The sequence below is a fragment of the Burkholderia sp. Tr-862 genome (assembly GCF_011753085.1).
In the GTDB taxonomy this organism is placed as follows: domain Bacteria; phylum Pseudomonadota; class Gammaproteobacteria; order Burkholderiales; family Burkholderiaceae; genus Burkholderia; species Burkholderia ambifaria.
This window is the reverse complement of record NZ_VWWG01000003.1, coordinates 1-14,302: the sequence shown is the minus strand read 5'-3', so window position 1 is coordinate 14,302 and position 14,302 is coordinate 1. Positions and strand designations below refer to the sequence as shown.

16 protein-coding genes and 1 tRNA gene are annotated in these 14,302 nt (G+C 64.8%); 5 read left to right on the top strand and 12 right to left on the bottom strand.

What is annotated here, in order from left to right:
- Window positions 1–12 precede the first annotated feature (12 nt).
- The 8 genes from rpmI to F3J14_RS01560 all read right to left on the bottom strand — a co-directional run bounded on the left by rpmI (window position 13) and on the right by F3J14_RS01560 (window position 7,958).
- Entirely contained in the window at window positions 13–210 is a 198-nt protein-coding gene (gene rpmI, locus F3J14_RS01595) for a 50S ribosomal protein L35 (RefSeq protein WP_004191477.1), read from the bottom strand.
- Between the two features lie 190 nt (window positions 211–400).
- Window positions 401–925 carry a translation initiation factor IF-3 gene (gene infC, locus F3J14_RS01590; RefSeq protein WP_166721564.1) on the bottom strand — a complete coding sequence of 175 codons (525 nt, stop codon included), beginning with the start codon at window positions 923–925 and terminating at the stop codon, window positions 401–403.
- Window positions 926–974: 49 nt separating this feature from the next.
- Window positions 975–2,882: a threonine--tRNA ligase gene (gene thrS / locus F3J14_RS01585; RefSeq protein WP_166721481.1), complete on the bottom strand. Its 1,908-nt coding sequence runs from the start codon at window positions 2,880–2,882 to the stop codon at window positions 975–977.
- A 271-nt stretch (window positions 2,883–3,153) separates the two neighbouring features.
- Window positions 3,154–3,230: transfer RNA gene (locus tag F3J14_RS01580), tRNA-Val, on the bottom strand.
- A 96-nt stretch (window positions 3,231–3,326) separates the two neighbouring features.
- The gene (locus tag F3J14_RS01575; protein WP_166721480.1) at window positions 3,327–5,549 is read right to left on the bottom strand and encodes a bifunctional (p)ppGpp synthetase/guanosine-3',5'-bis(diphosphate) 3'-pyrophosphohydrolase; all 2,223 of its coding nucleotides are present in this window, start codon (window positions 5,547–5,549) and stop codon (window positions 3,327–3,329) included.
- A gap of 39 nt (window positions 5,550–5,588) precedes the next feature.
- Entirely contained in the window at window positions 5,589–5,942 is a 354-nt protein-coding gene (locus tag F3J14_RS01570) for a RidA family protein (RefSeq protein WP_006758848.1), read from the bottom strand.
- 81 nt (window positions 5,943–6,023) lie between these two features.
- Window positions 6,024–6,920 (bottom strand): alpha/beta hydrolase, encoded by an 897-nt coding sequence (locus tag F3J14_RS01565; RefSeq protein WP_166721479.1) that lies wholly within the window; start codon window positions 6,918–6,920, stop codon window positions 6,024–6,026.
- A 132-nt stretch (window positions 6,921–7,052) separates the two neighbouring features.
- Window positions 7,053–7,958 (bottom strand): LysR family transcriptional regulator, encoded by a 906-nt coding sequence (locus F3J14_RS01560; RefSeq protein WP_166721478.1) that lies wholly within the window; start codon window positions 7,956–7,958, stop codon window positions 7,053–7,055.
- 138 nt (window positions 7,959–8,096) lie between these two features.
- On the opposite strand from F3J14_RS01560, the gene F3J14_RS01555 reads away from it, so the two are divergent.
- From F3J14_RS01555 to F3J14_RS01545, 3 genes are read left to right on the top strand one after another with little or no spacing between them, the layout of a single operon-like run.
- The gene (locus F3J14_RS01555) at window positions 8,097–8,654 is read left to right on the top strand and encodes an ester cyclase (RefSeq protein WP_166721477.1); all 558 of its coding nucleotides are present in this window, start codon (window positions 8,097–8,099) and stop codon (window positions 8,652–8,654) included.
- 11 nt (window positions 8,655–8,665) lie between these two features.
- Window positions 8,666–9,676 carry a polysaccharide deacetylase family protein gene (locus F3J14_RS01550; RefSeq protein ID WP_166721476.1) on the top strand — a complete coding sequence of 337 codons (1,011 nt, stop codon included), beginning with the start codon at window positions 8,666–8,668 and terminating at the stop codon, window positions 9,674–9,676.
- A gap of 38 nt (window positions 9,677–9,714) precedes the next feature.
- Window positions 9,715–10,428 (top strand): SDR family oxidoreductase, encoded by a 714-nt coding sequence (locus F3J14_RS01545; protein ID WP_166721475.1) that lies wholly within the window; start codon window positions 9,715–9,717, stop codon window positions 10,426–10,428.
- Window positions 10,429–10,505: 77 nt separating this feature from the next.
- Here F3J14_RS01545 and F3J14_RS01540 read toward each other — a convergent pair whose 3' ends face one another.
- Window positions 10,506–11,147, bottom strand: a complete 642-nt coding sequence (locus F3J14_RS01540) for a CoA transferase subunit B (RefSeq protein WP_166721474.1) — start codon at window positions 11,145–11,147, stop codon at window positions 10,506–10,508.
- Window position 11,148: 1 nt separating this feature from the next.
- Window positions 11,149–11,853, bottom strand: coding sequence for a CoA transferase subunit A (locus tag F3J14_RS01535; RefSeq protein WP_166721473.1), 705 nt, complete (start codon window positions 11,851–11,853; stop codon window positions 11,149–11,151).
- Window positions 11,854–12,076: 223 nt separating this feature from the next.
- Between F3J14_RS01535 and F3J14_RS01530 the strand changes: the two genes are divergently transcribed.
- Window positions 12,077–12,622, top strand: a complete 546-nt coding sequence (locus tag F3J14_RS01530) for a PAS and helix-turn-helix domain-containing protein (RefSeq protein WP_011656664.1) — start codon at window positions 12,077–12,079, stop codon at window positions 12,620–12,622.
- Window positions 12,623–12,728: 106 nt separating this feature from the next.
- Here the strand turns inward: F3J14_RS01530 and F3J14_RS01525 are convergent, their stop codons facing one another.
- Both F3J14_RS01525 and F3J14_RS01520 read right to left on the bottom strand, forming a co-directional pair.
- Entirely contained in the window at window positions 12,729–13,160 is a 432-nt protein-coding gene (locus F3J14_RS01525; RefSeq protein WP_166721472.1) for a thioesterase family protein, read from the bottom strand.
- 32 nt (window positions 13,161–13,192) lie between these two features.
- Window positions 13,193–13,969 carry an SDR family oxidoreductase gene (locus tag F3J14_RS01520; protein ID WP_006753332.1) on the bottom strand — a complete coding sequence of 259 codons (777 nt, stop codon included), beginning with the start codon at window positions 13,967–13,969 and terminating at the stop codon, window positions 13,193–13,195.
- A gap of 107 nt (window positions 13,970–14,076) precedes the next feature.
- Between F3J14_RS01520 and F3J14_RS01515 the strand changes: the two genes are divergently transcribed.
- Window positions 14,077–14,302: FAD-binding protein (locus tag F3J14_RS01515; protein ID WP_226251539.1), on the top strand; the 226-nt coding region annotated here is incomplete at its 3' end.

Sequence of the window (14,302 nt, the reverse complement as noted above, 5' to 3'; positions counted from 1 at the left end):
TCAGTTGAGGGGTTACGCGAACGGCAGCATTGCGCGGACGGAGTTCAGATCGGAATCATGAACTGCCGTTGCGCCGCGCAGGTGACGCTTGTTCTTCGTGGTTTTCTTGGTCAGGATGTGACGCTTGAAGGCTTGACCGCGCTTGACGGTACCGCCCGGACGCACCACGAAGCGCTTTGCAGCACTCTTCTTGGTCTTCATCTTAGGCATGACGAACAACTCCAGTTTATTAGATGGCGATGGGTGTGCGGTTGGCATGCGCCCTTGACCCGCCCTTCGAAACCCAGTCCACTTGTGTACGGCGAACCGCTTGCGCAGCCGCCGTCATTGTTGGCGCGCCGCCCTGACCGGGCAACGCACCGAACCACTTTCGAACCTGCGCGCCGTGCGCGCGGGCCCGTTACTTCTTTTTCTTCGGCGAGAGCACCATGATCATCTGGCGCCCTTCCATCTTCGGCATCTGCTCGACCTGGCCGACTTCCTCGAGATCCGTGCGCAGACGTTCCAGCATCCGCATGCCGATCTCTTGGTGAGCCATTTCACGGCCGCGGAAACGCAACGTGATCTTCGTCTTGTCGCCCTCTTCGAGGAAGCGCATGAGATTGCGGAGCTTGACGTTGTAGTCACCGTCATCGGTACCCGGGCGGAATTTGACTTCCTTCACCTGGATGACCTTCTGCTTCAGCTTCGCTTCGTGCTGCTTCTTGGACTCCTGATACTTGAACTTGCCGTAGTCCATCAGACGGCAGACCGGAGGAACCGCTTGCGGCGCGATTTCCACCAGATCAACATCCAGTTCTTCCGATTTACGGAAAGCATCAGCGAGTTTTACGATACCGAGCGGTTCGTTCTCGATCCCGACCAGACGCACTTCCGGCGCAGAGATTTCACCGTTGATGCGATGCGACGACTTATCAGTAGCGATGTTACGTTTCCTCTAAAAATTAAAAAAACGAGCCGCGCTGCCAGGGCGGTTACTTGAACGAGCGCAGGTCTTCCTGCAGACGCTCAACGAAGGCTTCGATCGGCATAACGCCAAGATCGACGCCGCCTCGGGCACGCACGGCTACCGTTTGCGCATCACGCTCCTTATCACCCACGACGAGGAGATAAGGCACCTTTTCCAGCGTGTGCTCGCGTATTTTATAGCTAATCTTCTCGTTGCGCAAATCGCCCGCCACTCTAACCCCTTGTTTTTGCAACGTTTGGGTCAGAGAGTGCGCATATTCCACCTGACTTTCGGCGATATTGAGCACAACTGCCTGGAACGGCGCGAGCCAGGCCGGCATCGCGCCGGCATGGTGCTCGATCAGAATGCCGAGGAATCGCTCCATCGAACCGACGATCGCACGGTGCAGCATCACCGGCCGGCGGCGGCTGTTGTCTTCCGCGACGTACTCGGCGCCGAGGCGCTCCGGCAGCACCATGTCGAGCTGCAGCGTGCCGCACTGCCACGAACGGCCGAGCGCATCCTTGATGTGGTATTCGATCTTCGGGCCATAGAACGCACCCTCGCCCGGCAGCTCTTCCCACGACAGGCCGCACGCCGTCAGCGCGTCGCGCAGGCCCTGCTCGGCGCGATCCCAGGTTTCATCCGTGCCCGCACGTTGTTCGGGGCGCAGCGACAGCTTGATGTCGATGTGATCGAACCCGAAATCCTTGTACACGCTCATCGCCAGCGTATTGAACGCGATCGACTCGGCGATGAACTGCTCTTCGGTACAGAAGATGTGCGCATCGTCCTGCACGAAGCCGCGCACGCGCATCAGGCCGTGCAGCGCGCCCGATGCCTCGTTGCGGTGGCACGAACCGAATTCCGCGTAGCGCAGCGGCAGATCGCGGTACGAGCGCAGGCCGTGGTTGAACACCTGAACGTGCCCCGGACAGTTCATCGGCTTGATCGCGTAGTCGCGCTTCTCCGACTCCGTCGTGAACATGTTCTCGCGATAGTTCTGCCAGTGGCCCGACGCTTCCCACAGCGAGCGGTCCATGATCATCGGCGTCTTGATCTCGAGGTAGCCGGCGTCGTTCACGCGGCGGCGCATGTACTGCTCGACCTGCTGCCACAGCGCCCAGCCCTTCGGATGCCAGAACACCATGCCCGGCGACTCTTCCTGCATGTGGAACAGGTCGAGCTGCTTGCCGAGCTTGCGGTGGTCGCGCTTTTCCGCTTCCTCGAGCATGTGCAGGTATTGATCCTGGTCTTCCTTCTTCGTCCAGGCCGTACCGTAGATGCGCTGCAGCTGCTCGTTCTTCGAGTCGCCGCGCCAGTACGCGCCCGCGACCTTCATCAGCTTGAAGACCTTCAGCTTGCCGGTCGACGGCACGTGCGGGCCGCGGCACAGGTCCGTGAAGCCGCCGTGCGAGTACAGCTTGATTTCGTCGCTTTGCGGAATCGATTCGATGATCTCGGCCTTGTACTTCTCGCCGATGCTGCGGAAATAGCCGGCCGCCTCGTCGCGCGACACGACGCGGCGCGTCACCGGCTCGTCCTTCTTCGCGATTTCCTGCATGCGCTTTTCGATCTTTTCCAGATCTTCGGGCGTAAACGGGCGGTTATACGAGAAGTCGTAGTAGAAGCCGTTGTCGATCACGGGACCGATCGTCACCTGCGCATCCGGATACAGCTCCTTCACCGCGTACGCGAGCAAGTGCGCGGTCGAGTGACGGATGATGTCGAGACCGTCGGCATCCTTGTCCGTGACGATCGCGAGCGCTGCGTCGCGATCGATGACCGTGGACGTGTCGACGAGCTCGCCGTCGAGCTTGCCTCCAAGCGCAGCCTTCGCGAGGCCGGGACCGATCGAGGCCGCAACCTCGGCAACTGTCACCGGATGCTCGTATTGTCGAACTGAGCCGTCAGGCAAGCGTATCGAAACCATAGCAATCTCCGTGATGCCGACAGTGGGCGGCAAACCAGGTACGCGATATAAAAAATCACGCGCGAAATTTCGCGACAAAAAAAATGCGGCCCCGCTTTCGAGGGGCCGCATTCGATACTTCACTCAGGCTGAAAGGGCGAAAACGTTCCTCGACTAGCGTCGCTCCGAAAAGGTTTCGGTCAACGTTCGCGGTGTCATAACCGTATTCGCCCTGTTCGCGTTGAGTTATCTACTGCATCGAATACCCGGAAACCGGGCATTCTCAATTCGTTGGTAGGCTCGATTGGACTCGAACCAACGACCCCCACCATGTCAAGGTGGTGCTCTAACCAGCTGAGCTACGAGCCTAGAGAAGCTAAGATTATATGGAGCTAACGCCGGCTTGGCAAGCGTTTTTATGCGGCCGCAGTAAAACGATTGCGTTCCGCCCCCATTACAGGGACGTCATGTCTTGCGCCCCGCCCGCACGACGCCCTGCACTTCGCCAAGCAGCGTGCACGCACGCTGCACCTGCGCGGAATTCGACACCTCGACCGTGAACTGCATGAACGCCGCATTGCGGCGACTCTGCGTCTTCACGCCCACCACGTTCATTTTCTCGCGCGCGAACACTTCGGAGATGTCACGCAGCAAGCCTTGCCGGTCGCTCGCCTCGATCATCAGGTCGACCGGATAGACGGACACGCCGCGTCCGCCCAGCACGTCGGCCGACCAGGTCGTCTGCAGCACGCGCTCCGGCGCCCGCTCGGCCATCCGCCGGAACGTCGGGCAGTCGCTGCGGTGGATCGACATCCCCTTGCCGCGCGTGACGAAACCGCTGATCGGGTCGGGCGGCGCCGGACGGCAGCAGCGCGCAAGCTGGGTCAGCAGCGCATCGACGCCGACCACCAGCACGCCGGTCGACGCGCCGTGCGCGACACTCGCCCCGCTGCTGCGCTTCTCGAAATCGGCGGGCGCCTCGGGCGCATGCTCGGGCGGCGGCGCATCGGACAGCGCGTGCTCGACGTTGCGCAGGCTGAATTCTTCCTTGCCAACGACCGAGAACAGTTCGTCGGGTGACTTGAAGCCGAGCTTCGCGGCGAGGTTGTCGAGATTGACCGACGTCTTGCCCTCGCGCTGCAGCGTCTTTTCGACGAGCGCGCGGCCATGCGCGATGTTCTCTTCCTGCTCGATCGAGTTGAACCACGCCCGCACCTTCTGTCGCGCACGCGAACTCTTCAGGTAGCCGAGCTGCAGGTTCAGCCAGTCGCGCGACGGGCCGCCCTCCTTCACCGCGACGATCTCGACCGTCTGGCCGTTCGCGAGCGACGTGTTCAGCGGCACCATCACGCCGTCGACGCGAGCGCCGCGGCAGCGATGGCCGAGCTCGCTGTGCAGGTGGTAGGCGAAATCGACCGGCGTCGCACCCTGCGGCAGCGCGATCACGCGCGCCTGCGGCGTCAGCACGTAGATGTGGTCGTCGTCGAGCGACGTCTCGCGCAGCTGGGCCCACGCCTGGTCGCCCGACACTTCGACGTCGTCCTTCCATGCGAGCAGCTGGCGCAGCCACGCGATCTTCTCGTCGTACTTGTCGCTCGCTGAAAACTGGCCGCCATAGCCGCGCGCGCCGGCTTCCTTGTAGCGCCAGTGCGCGGCGATGCCGTACTCCGCGAAGCGGTGCATTTCCTGCGTGCGGATCTGCACTTCGAACGCGCGGCCGTCGTCGCCGATCACGACCGTATGCAGCGACTTGTAGCCGTTCGGCTTCGGGCGCGAGATGTAGTCGTCGAATTCCTTCGGCACCGGTTGCCACAGGTGATGCACGATGCCGAGCACCGCGTAGCAATCCTTGATGTCCGGCACGATCACGCGGAACGCCCGCACGTCGTACAGCTCGGCGAAGTCGAGCTCCTTGCCGCGCATCTTGCGCCAGATGCTGTAGATATGTTTCGGCCGCCCGCTCACGTCGGCCGGGATGTGCGCTTCCGCCAGCTCGTGCTGGAGCCGCTCGATCGCTTGTGCGACGTAGGCCTCGCGCTCGATGCGCTTCTCGTCGAGCAGCTTGGCGATGCGCTTGTAGGTGACCGGATCCTCGAAGCGGAACGCGAGGTCCTCGAGTTCCCACTTCAGTTGCCAGATACCGAGACGGTTTGCGAGCGGCGCGTAGATCTCGAGTGTCTCGCGCGCGACGTCGGGCGGCGGATCGATCTTCGCCGCCGCGTAATAACGCAGCGACTGCAACCGCGACGCCAGCCGGATCAGCACCACGCGGATGTCCTGCGCGAACGCGAGCAGCATCTTGCGCAGCGCCTCGATCTGCGTGCGCCGCTCTTCCGCCGCGTCGCGCCCGGCGTCGGGCATCGCATTTTGCGCGGCGCGCAGGCTGACGGTGCCGAGCCGCAGCAGCTTGCGCACGTCGGACACGAGCCGCGCGACCTCTTCGCCGAACCGTTCGGTCAGTTCCCGCTCGGGATCGTTCAGGTGCGGCGTCAGTACGAACAGCGCGGCCGCCTGCATCGCGTGCGGGTCGACGTTCAACGTGCGCATGATCGACGCCGTGCCCGCCGAGTGATCGGCGAGCAGTTCGCCCGACGACAGGCGCGCGTCGCCGGCCCGCTCGCGCACGAACGCGAGCACGTCGTCGAACGACGGCGCCGCGACGGAAGAAGCGGAAACGGGTTCGGTCATCGCACGGCCTGGCGTATTGCGGTCATCGTGATGCTTCGCTCAGCTCCGCTGCGCGGCGACGACGACGATCTCGACCAGCAGCGCCGGATCCGCGAGCTTCGCCTCGACGGTCGCGCGCGGCGGCGTGTTGCCCGGCGCGACCCACGCGTCCCACTCCGCGTTCATGCCTTCGAAGTTCGCGAGATCCGAAATGTAGATCTGCACCGACAGCAGATGCGCCTTGTCGCTGTTCGCTTCGGCGAGCAGGCGGTCGATGTGGCCCAGCACTTCACGCGTCTGGCCCTTGATGTCCTGGGTGGTGTCTTCGGCGATCTGGCCAGCCAGATACACGGTACCGTTGTGGATCGCGGTTTCGGAGAGACGGGCTCCGACGTGGTGACGAATGACTGCCATGGAATGTTCCGGTCGTTTGAGTGGGTGAAGAATCGGCGACGACGCGGCCCGCATGCCGCCGAACCGCATATTATGACGCGATTATGAGACGCCTTCGACGAAAAACCGCCGCGCGAGCGCAATCTGGTCGGCGTTCAGGAATGCCGGCGCATGCCCCGTGCCGGGAATTTCCGCCTGCGCCACATGCCGGCCGCGGCGCACCATCTCGGCGGCGGTCTCGCGCGACAACAGGTCCGACTCGGCGCCGCGCACGACGAGCAGCGACGCATCGGTCGTCTCGATCGCGCGCCACAGCGCGGCCTCACCGAGCGCGGCCAGTTCGGGCGTCGTCGCCTTGAACGGCTCGGCGATGCGCGGATCGTAGCGCATCGTCCAGCCGCCGTCGGGCAGCTCGCGCAGCAGCGGCCGATTGATCTCGCGCCATTCGTCGCCGGTCAACTCCCCGAACGGCAGCGACAGCGACGTCAGATAGTCGACACCTTCCTGCTCGGTCGCGAAGTGCGGCTGCACGCCGAGGTATTCGCCGATGCGCGTCAGCGAATCGGGTTCGATGCGCGGGCCGACGTCGTTGACGATCATCCGGCGCAGCGGCGAACCGGGCAACCCCGCGAGCGCCATGCCGATCAGCCCGCCCATCGACGTGCCGAACCAGTCGACCGACTCGACATCGAGCCGCGCGATCAGCGTGACCATGTCGGCCACGTATTGCGGAATCGCGTAATGCCGCGGATCGGCGAGCCAGTCGGAGCGACCGCGCCCGACGACGTCGGGGCAGACGACGCGATACGTATCGGACAGCGCGGCGGCGAGCCGGTCGAAGTCGCGCCCCGAACGGGTCAGGCCGTGCACGCAGACCAGCACGCGCGGATTGGCCGGGTCGCCCCATTCGGTATAGGCGACGTGATGAAGGCTGGCGACGCTTGCACACTGCACGCGTCGCTGACGGGGAATCGGAGGATTCGCTGAGGTTATCGGCATCGTTGGCATCCTGTCGAACAGAGGCGGCGCGGCGGACAACGCTTGCGTCGCCCGATGCAAACGATTGTAAACCGCTTCGTCACCGCAGGTCGTCACGCACACGCCACCGCCGGCACATCGTTCGCAGCGTGCTCAGTCGCCGCGGCCCCACGCGCCGCGCAACTGCTCGCGCAGGAAATCGACGAATGCGCGCACGCGCAACGGCACGTGACGACCACCGGGATAAACCGCATGAAGCGGTGCCGCGGGCGCCGCGAATGCCGGCAGCACGCGGACCAGTCGACCGGCATCGAGATCGGCACCGACGTCCCAGATCGACTTCAGCGCGATGCCCGCGCCCTCCAGCGCCAACGTCCGAGCCGCGCCACCGTCGTTCGTCAGCAGCGCGGCCGTCACCTCGACCGCAACCGTGCCCTGTGCACCGTCGAACCGCCACTCGGCACGCGGCTGGTCGCCCATCACGATGCATCGGTGCGCACGAAGCTCGGCCGGTTCAGCCGGCACTCCGTGCGCGGCGAGATAGCTCGACGACGCGCAAAGCACACGATGATTCGGTGCGAGCTCGCGGGCGATCATTGTCGAATCGGCGAGGCTGCCGATCCGCACGGCGACATCGATGTCATGCGCGAGCAGATCGACGATCGTGTCGGTCAGCATCAGTTGCACGATCAGCTCGGGATGCCGCCGCTGAAACGCGGCGACGAGGGGCGCGATCCGCAGTCGGCCGAGCTCGCCCGGCGCCGTGACGCGCAGCACACCGCCAACCGTGCCGCGGCGATCGGTCATCAGCGTTTCGGCACGCTCGACTTCGGCCAGGATGCGCAGCACCTGCGCGTGGAACTGCGCACCGTCGTCGGTCAGCGTCTGCTGCCGCGTCGTCCGGTGCAGCAAACGCACGCCGAGCTGCGACTCGAGATGCGCAAGCCGCTTGCTGACGACGGACAGCGACAAGTCCAGCTCGCGCGCCGCCGCCGACAGGCTGCCGGCCGACACGATTCTCGCGAAGGTATCGAGCGCCGGGAGATCGTCGATCAGCATCGCGGCACCGGCCCCGATTGAGCCTTTCCTTTTTTCGAATAATCCATTCGATTTCCGACGGTATTTAGATGGAAATCGAAAACCTACCATACCTGTTCCGCGTCGTCGCACGACGCTCTACACAGGACCCTCCAAACCATGTCGATTCGCCTTCTTTCGGCCGCTCGGCCGATCACCCGCGTCATCGCCGCAGCCGCCTGCGTCGTTGCGCTGTCGCCTGCCGCCTCCCGCGCGGCGGGGCTCGTCGAGCCGCACAGCCTGACCGTCGCGGCCGACGTGCCGACCCCGCAGGCACGCGCGCAGATCCTCGCCGCACGTCGCTACGGCACGTTCTGGGATACCGGCGACGCCAGCCTCGCCCGCACGGCACTCGCTGCCGGCTTCATCGACCGAACGCTTCCGGCCGGCCGCGCACAGGGCGTACCGGGGCCGCTCGCGGCATCCCAGACGATGCGCGCGGCCATCCCGGACCTGCGTTGCGACATCGAGCAGATGATCGTCGCGGGCGACCGAGTCGTCGTGCACCTGCATTTTCGCGGGCATTTCACCGGCACGTTCAATGGCACGGCCGGCAGCGGGCAGACGGTCGACTTCATCGCGACCGACATCTACCGGATCGACCACGGCCGGATTGCGGAAAACTGGCACATCGAGGACAACCTGACGCTGATGCGCCAGCTCGGGCTCGTCGGCTGACGGAGAAGACGATGACCTACAGCGACTCCAATTCGGCGACGCCTCCGGCGCGCCGCACATTTCTTGCACAGGCCGGCGCCGGGCTGGCGGCCGGCGTCGCGGTGGTCGCGGGCGCCTCCCGGCCGGCCGCCGCCGCGCCGGCACCGCAGCCGGAAGACACGAGCGCCGGCGGATTCTGGCCGAACGATACGCGGCTCGTCATCTCGATCTCGATGCAATTCGAGGCCGGCGGACAACCGCCCAAGGGCGCAGACAGCCCGTTCCCGCCCGTCGAATTTCCATCGTCGGTGCCGGTCGATCTGGCGTCGGCCACGTGGTTCGCGTATGGCTATCGTGAAGGGATTCCGCGCCTGCTTGACCTGTGGGACCGGCACGGTGTGAAAGTTACGTCGCACATGATCGGGGAAGCCGCACGCCGGCATCCCGAACTGGCGCGCGAGATTGTGTCGCGCGGCCACGAAGCGGCCGCGCACGGCCCGACATGGCGCTCGCAATTCGCGATGAACCGCGACGATGAACGTCGCTTCCTCACCGAAGCCCGCGACATGGTCGAAGCGGCGACGGGACAGCGCCCGATCGGCTACAACTGCAACTGGCTGCGGCGCGGGCCGCACACGCTGCCGCTGCTGCAGGAACTCGGTTACGTGTATCACATCGACGACGTCAGCCGGGACGAGCCCTTCATCGAGACCGTCGGCGGTCGCGATTTCGTGGTCGTCCCGTATACGCTGCGCAACAACGACATCCTGCTGATCGAGGGCCGCAACTACTCGCCGACGATGTTTCTCGAGCAGATCAAGCTCGATTTCGACCAGCTGTACGCGGAAGCCGGGCAGCGGCGCAGATTGATGTCGATCAGCGCGCACGACCGGATCAGCGGCACGCCGCAGATGGTCCGCGCCTGGGACGCGTTCCTGCGTTACGCTCGATCGCATCCGGGGGTGGCCTTCATGCGCAAGGACGACATCGCCCGGTTCGCGCTACGCAGCCCGTCGACGCTGCGCGAAACCGAAACGATCTGACCGGATTGCACTCACCTCCTCTCCTCGGAACGACCACCATGAACGATCCACTCCACGGAAACAAAGTACTTGTCGTCGGCGGCAGCTCGGGTATCGGCGCCGCGGCAGCGAAGGCCTTCGCGCAACGCGGCGCTGTCGTGACGATCGCATCGCGCGCCCCGGCCAGGGCCGGTGCAGATGCCGCGCCGGACGAGCACGTGCGCACCGAAGCGCTCGACATCACCGATACGGCAGCCGTCGATGCGTTCTGCGCGCGCGTCGGCCAGTTCGACCACGTCGTGATTTCGGCCGCGAAGACAGCCACGGGCCCGCTGCGCGCACTGCCGCTTGCCGACGCGCAGGCAGCGATGGACAGCAAGTTCTGGGGCGCATACCGCATCGCCCGCTCGATCGATATTGCACCCGGCGGTTCGCTGACATTCGTGTCGGGTTACCTGAGCGTGCGGCCAAACGCGTCGTCGGTGCTGCAGGGTGCGATCAACGCGGCGCTCGAGGCGCTCGCCCGCGGCCTTGCGCTCGAACTGGCGCCCGTGCGGGTGAACACCGTGTCGCCCGGCCTGATCGCGACGCCGCTGTGGGACAAGCTCGCACCCGACGCACGCGATGCGATGTACGCGGGCGCCGCCCAGCGCCTTCCCGCACGCCGCGTGGGCCAGCCCGAGGACGTCGCGAACGCGATCGTCTACCTGGCCACGACACCTTACGCGACCGGTTCGACGGTGCTGATCGACGGGGGCGGCGCGATCGCGTGACGCATACGGTCATGGCAAAACGCCCCGCGTTCCGTCAGGAACGCGGGGCGTCGAGGGTCATGCGGAAAGGACGGTGCTCAGGCGACCGCGCTCACATCGAGCGGTGCGCCCGTCTTCGTCTGGATCTCTTCCGCGCTCACGCCGTCGGCGAGCTCGAGCACCTTCAGGCCGTCCGGCGTCACTTCGATCACCCCGAGATCGGTAATGATCAGGTCGACCACGCCGACACCCGTCAGCGGCAGGTTGCATTCGTCGAGGATCTTGTGCTGGTCGCCCTTCGCGACGTGCTCCATCAGCACGACGACGCGCTTCACGCCCGCGACGAGATCCATCGCGCCGCCCATGCCCTTGATCATCTTGCCCGGGATCATCCAGTTCGCGAGGTCGCCCGTCTTGCTGACCTGCATCGCGCCGAGGATCGCGAGGTTGATGTGGCCGCCGCGAATCATCGCGAACGAATCAGCCGACGAGAAGATCGACGAGCCCGGCAGCGTCGTGACGGTCTGCTTGCCGGCGTTGATGAGATCCGCGTCGACTTCCTCCTCGGTCGGCGACGGGCCGATGCCGAGCAGGCCGTTCTCCGACTGCAGCCACACCTCGACGCCTTCCGGCACGTGGTTCGCGACGAGCGTCGGCAGGCCGATGCCGAGGTTCACGTAGAAGCCGTCCTGCAGTTCCTTCGCCGCGCGCGCGGCCATCTGGTCACGATTCCAGGCCATGTCAGTCTCCTTTCGCGCGTACGACGCGTTGTTCGATGCGTTTCTCGGGCGTCGCGTTCAGCACGATGCGCTGCACGAAGATGCCCGGCGTGTGGACCTGGTCTGGATCGAGCGTGCCGTTCTCGACGATCTCCTCGACTTCCGCGACGGTGATCTTGCCCGCCATCGCGCACATCGGGTTGAAGTTGCGCGCGGTGCGGCGATAGATGAGGTTGCCGGACTTGTCGGCCTTCCACGCCTTCACGAGCGCGACGTCGGCCGTCAGCGACGGCTCGAGCACGTAGTGGCGATCGCCGAACTGGCGCGTTTCCTTGCCTTCCGCGATCACGGTGCCGTAGCCGGTGTTCGTGAAGAAGGCGGGAATGCCGGCGCCGCCCGCGCGCAGCTTCTCGGCGAGCGTGCCCTGCGGCGTGAATTCGAGCTCGAGTTCGCCGGCCAGGTACTGGCGCTCGAACTCCTTGTTCTCGCCGACGTACGACGAGATCATCTTCTTGATCTGGCGCGTTTCCAGCAGCAGGCCGAGACCGAAGCCATCGACGCCCGCGTTGTTGCTGATGCAGGTGATGCCCTTGACGGCCGAATCGCGCAACGCGCCGATCAGCGCCTCGGGAATCCCGCACAGGCCGAAGCCGCCCACCGCGAAGGTCTGTCCGTCACGGACGATCCCTTCCAGCGCGGCGGCCGCGCTTGGATAGACTTTGTTCATCTGTTTGTCCCTTCCTCTATGGAAACCAGCAAAACCGGTTCACGCGCCCACTGGGCCGCAAGCCCGCCGCATCATTCTATGCATGCACGGCGATACCTGCGTCGAGGCGCGCTGTTTTTATATCGCGACAAACCGTCGCGAGATGCCTGAAAGGGTACGATGCGGCACGGATACGGCACAATACGCAAAAATACATAAGCGTTTCCCTCCGCTTGCCTGCGCCATGCCCGCTCTCGATTACCAGACTGCCTTTCACCTCGCGCCGCTCGGCCTCGTGATGTCGCGCGACCGCGTGATCGAGGACTGCAACGACGCGCTCGCGTCGATCTTCCGCTGCGCGCGGGCCGATCTGCTCGGGAAGTCGTACGAGGTGCTCTATCCGTCGCCGGGCGAATTCCAGCGGATCGGCGAACGCATTTCGCGGGTGATGATCGCGAACGGCATCTACGCCGATGACAGAATCATGAAACGGGCCGACGGCGAGCTGTTCTGGTGCCACGTGACGGGCCGCGCGCTCGACCGCACCGCGCCGCTCGCGGCCGGCATCTGGACCTTCGAGGACCTGAGCGCGACACGCCGCGTCGCCGTCGAGCTGACGCCGCGCGAACGCGAGATCGCCGCGCAGCTCGCGACCGGCAAGACCAGCAAGCAGATCGGACGCATGCTCGACATCAGTTCGCGCACGGTCGATATCTACCGCGCGCGGCTGATGCGCAAGTACGGCACGAACAATACGCCGGAACTGCTGCAGCGCCTGCTCGGCCAGTAACACGCGCGCCGGAATGGCAATCGGCCGCGTGACACGGCCGATTCGGGGGATCCTCAGGAAATGGCGACACACCGGCGCCCGTGCACCGGGTTCGATGCCGCAGCGCTCAGCCGACCTTCGCCACGAGCGCGCGTTCGATCGTATCGCGCAGCAGTTGCGGCAGCGGCACCGACTTGCCGAGCGCATAGTCGACCCACACGCAGCGCGCATTGCCGCGCGCATAGACGTGCTGCGGATCGTCCGCGCGCGTCAGCTCGAAACCGGTGTCGAAGCTGCTGCGGCCCGGCTTCGCGGCCGACATCCTCGCGATCACGTCGCCAGGGTAGTGCAGTTGCTTCAGGAACTCCATCGACGCCGTGACGATCACGGGCCCCTGCCCCTCGCCGTTGCCGCCCGCGATGCCGAGTTCCTCAAACCACGAGATCCGGGCCTGTTCCATGTAGCGGAAATAGACCGTGTTGTTCACGTGGCCGAACGCATCCATGTCGCCCCAGCGGATCGGCATCGACATTTCAAATACGGGGGAATATTCGCTCATTGCAGTCTTCTTTGTTGCTGAGTGTCATCCACTCAGGCGAGGCCGAAGCCATCGTCGGCGGAGATAATCGAGCCGTTGATGAACTGCGACTCGTCGGCCGCGAGCAGCAACAACAGCCCGTCGAGATCCTGCGGCTTGCCGACGCGCCGGCGCGGCAGCATCGACTGCAGCTTCTGGCCCTGCTCGGTTTCCCACAGGTAATGATTGATTTCGGTATCGATATAGCCCGGACAGATCGCGTTGACGTTGATCCCGTGGCGGCCCCATTCGAGCGCCATCGCGCGCGTCATCTGCACGACCGCCGACTTGCTCATCGCATACAGCCCGATCTGCGGAAACACGCGCAGGCCGGCCACCGACGCGATGTTGATGATCCGGTACGGCGGCTTGCCGTTGCCGTTCGCGCGCATCATCATCCGTTTCGCGACTTCCTGCGCGACGAAAAACGCGCCGCGCGTGTTGGTGTCGAACACGAATTCGAAATCGGCCGGCGTCACGTCGACGAGCTTCTGCATCGTCGAGACGCCCGAATTGTTCACGAGGATGTCGATCGTACCGGCTTCCGTCTCCGCGTGCGCGATGGCCGCCTTGATGCTCTGCACGTCGGTGACGTCGAGCGACACGACGTGTGCGGCACCGCCCGCCGCCTCGATCTCCGCGCGCAGTTCCTTCAGGCGCTCGACGCGGCGGCTCGCGAGCACGACCTTCGCACCGGCCTGCGACAGCACCTGCGCGAAGCGTTGCCCGAGACCGCTCGATGCGCCCGTGACCAGCGCGACCTTGCCTTCCAGATTGATCGATCGACCCATTGCACATCCCCTTTCGATATCGTTTCGCCGCGACGGGCGCCCTGCCCCCACGCAGCATAACCCTGGCACAAAAAATAGAACGATCGTGCTAATCTATCCGCATGCTGTTGCGGCAAGCGTTTCGTTTCGCAGACAATACGCTCCCGAATAAAAGCATTCTAACGGTTAGAGGAACGCCAATGACCCCCGCAAGCCTCATCGAGCAATACGGCCCGCGCGAATCGATGGAATACGACGTCGTGATCGTCGGCGGCGGCCCCGCCGGGCTGTCGGCGGCGATCCGGCTCAAGCAGCTGGCCGCCGAGAAAGGCACCGAGATCGGCGTGTGCGTGC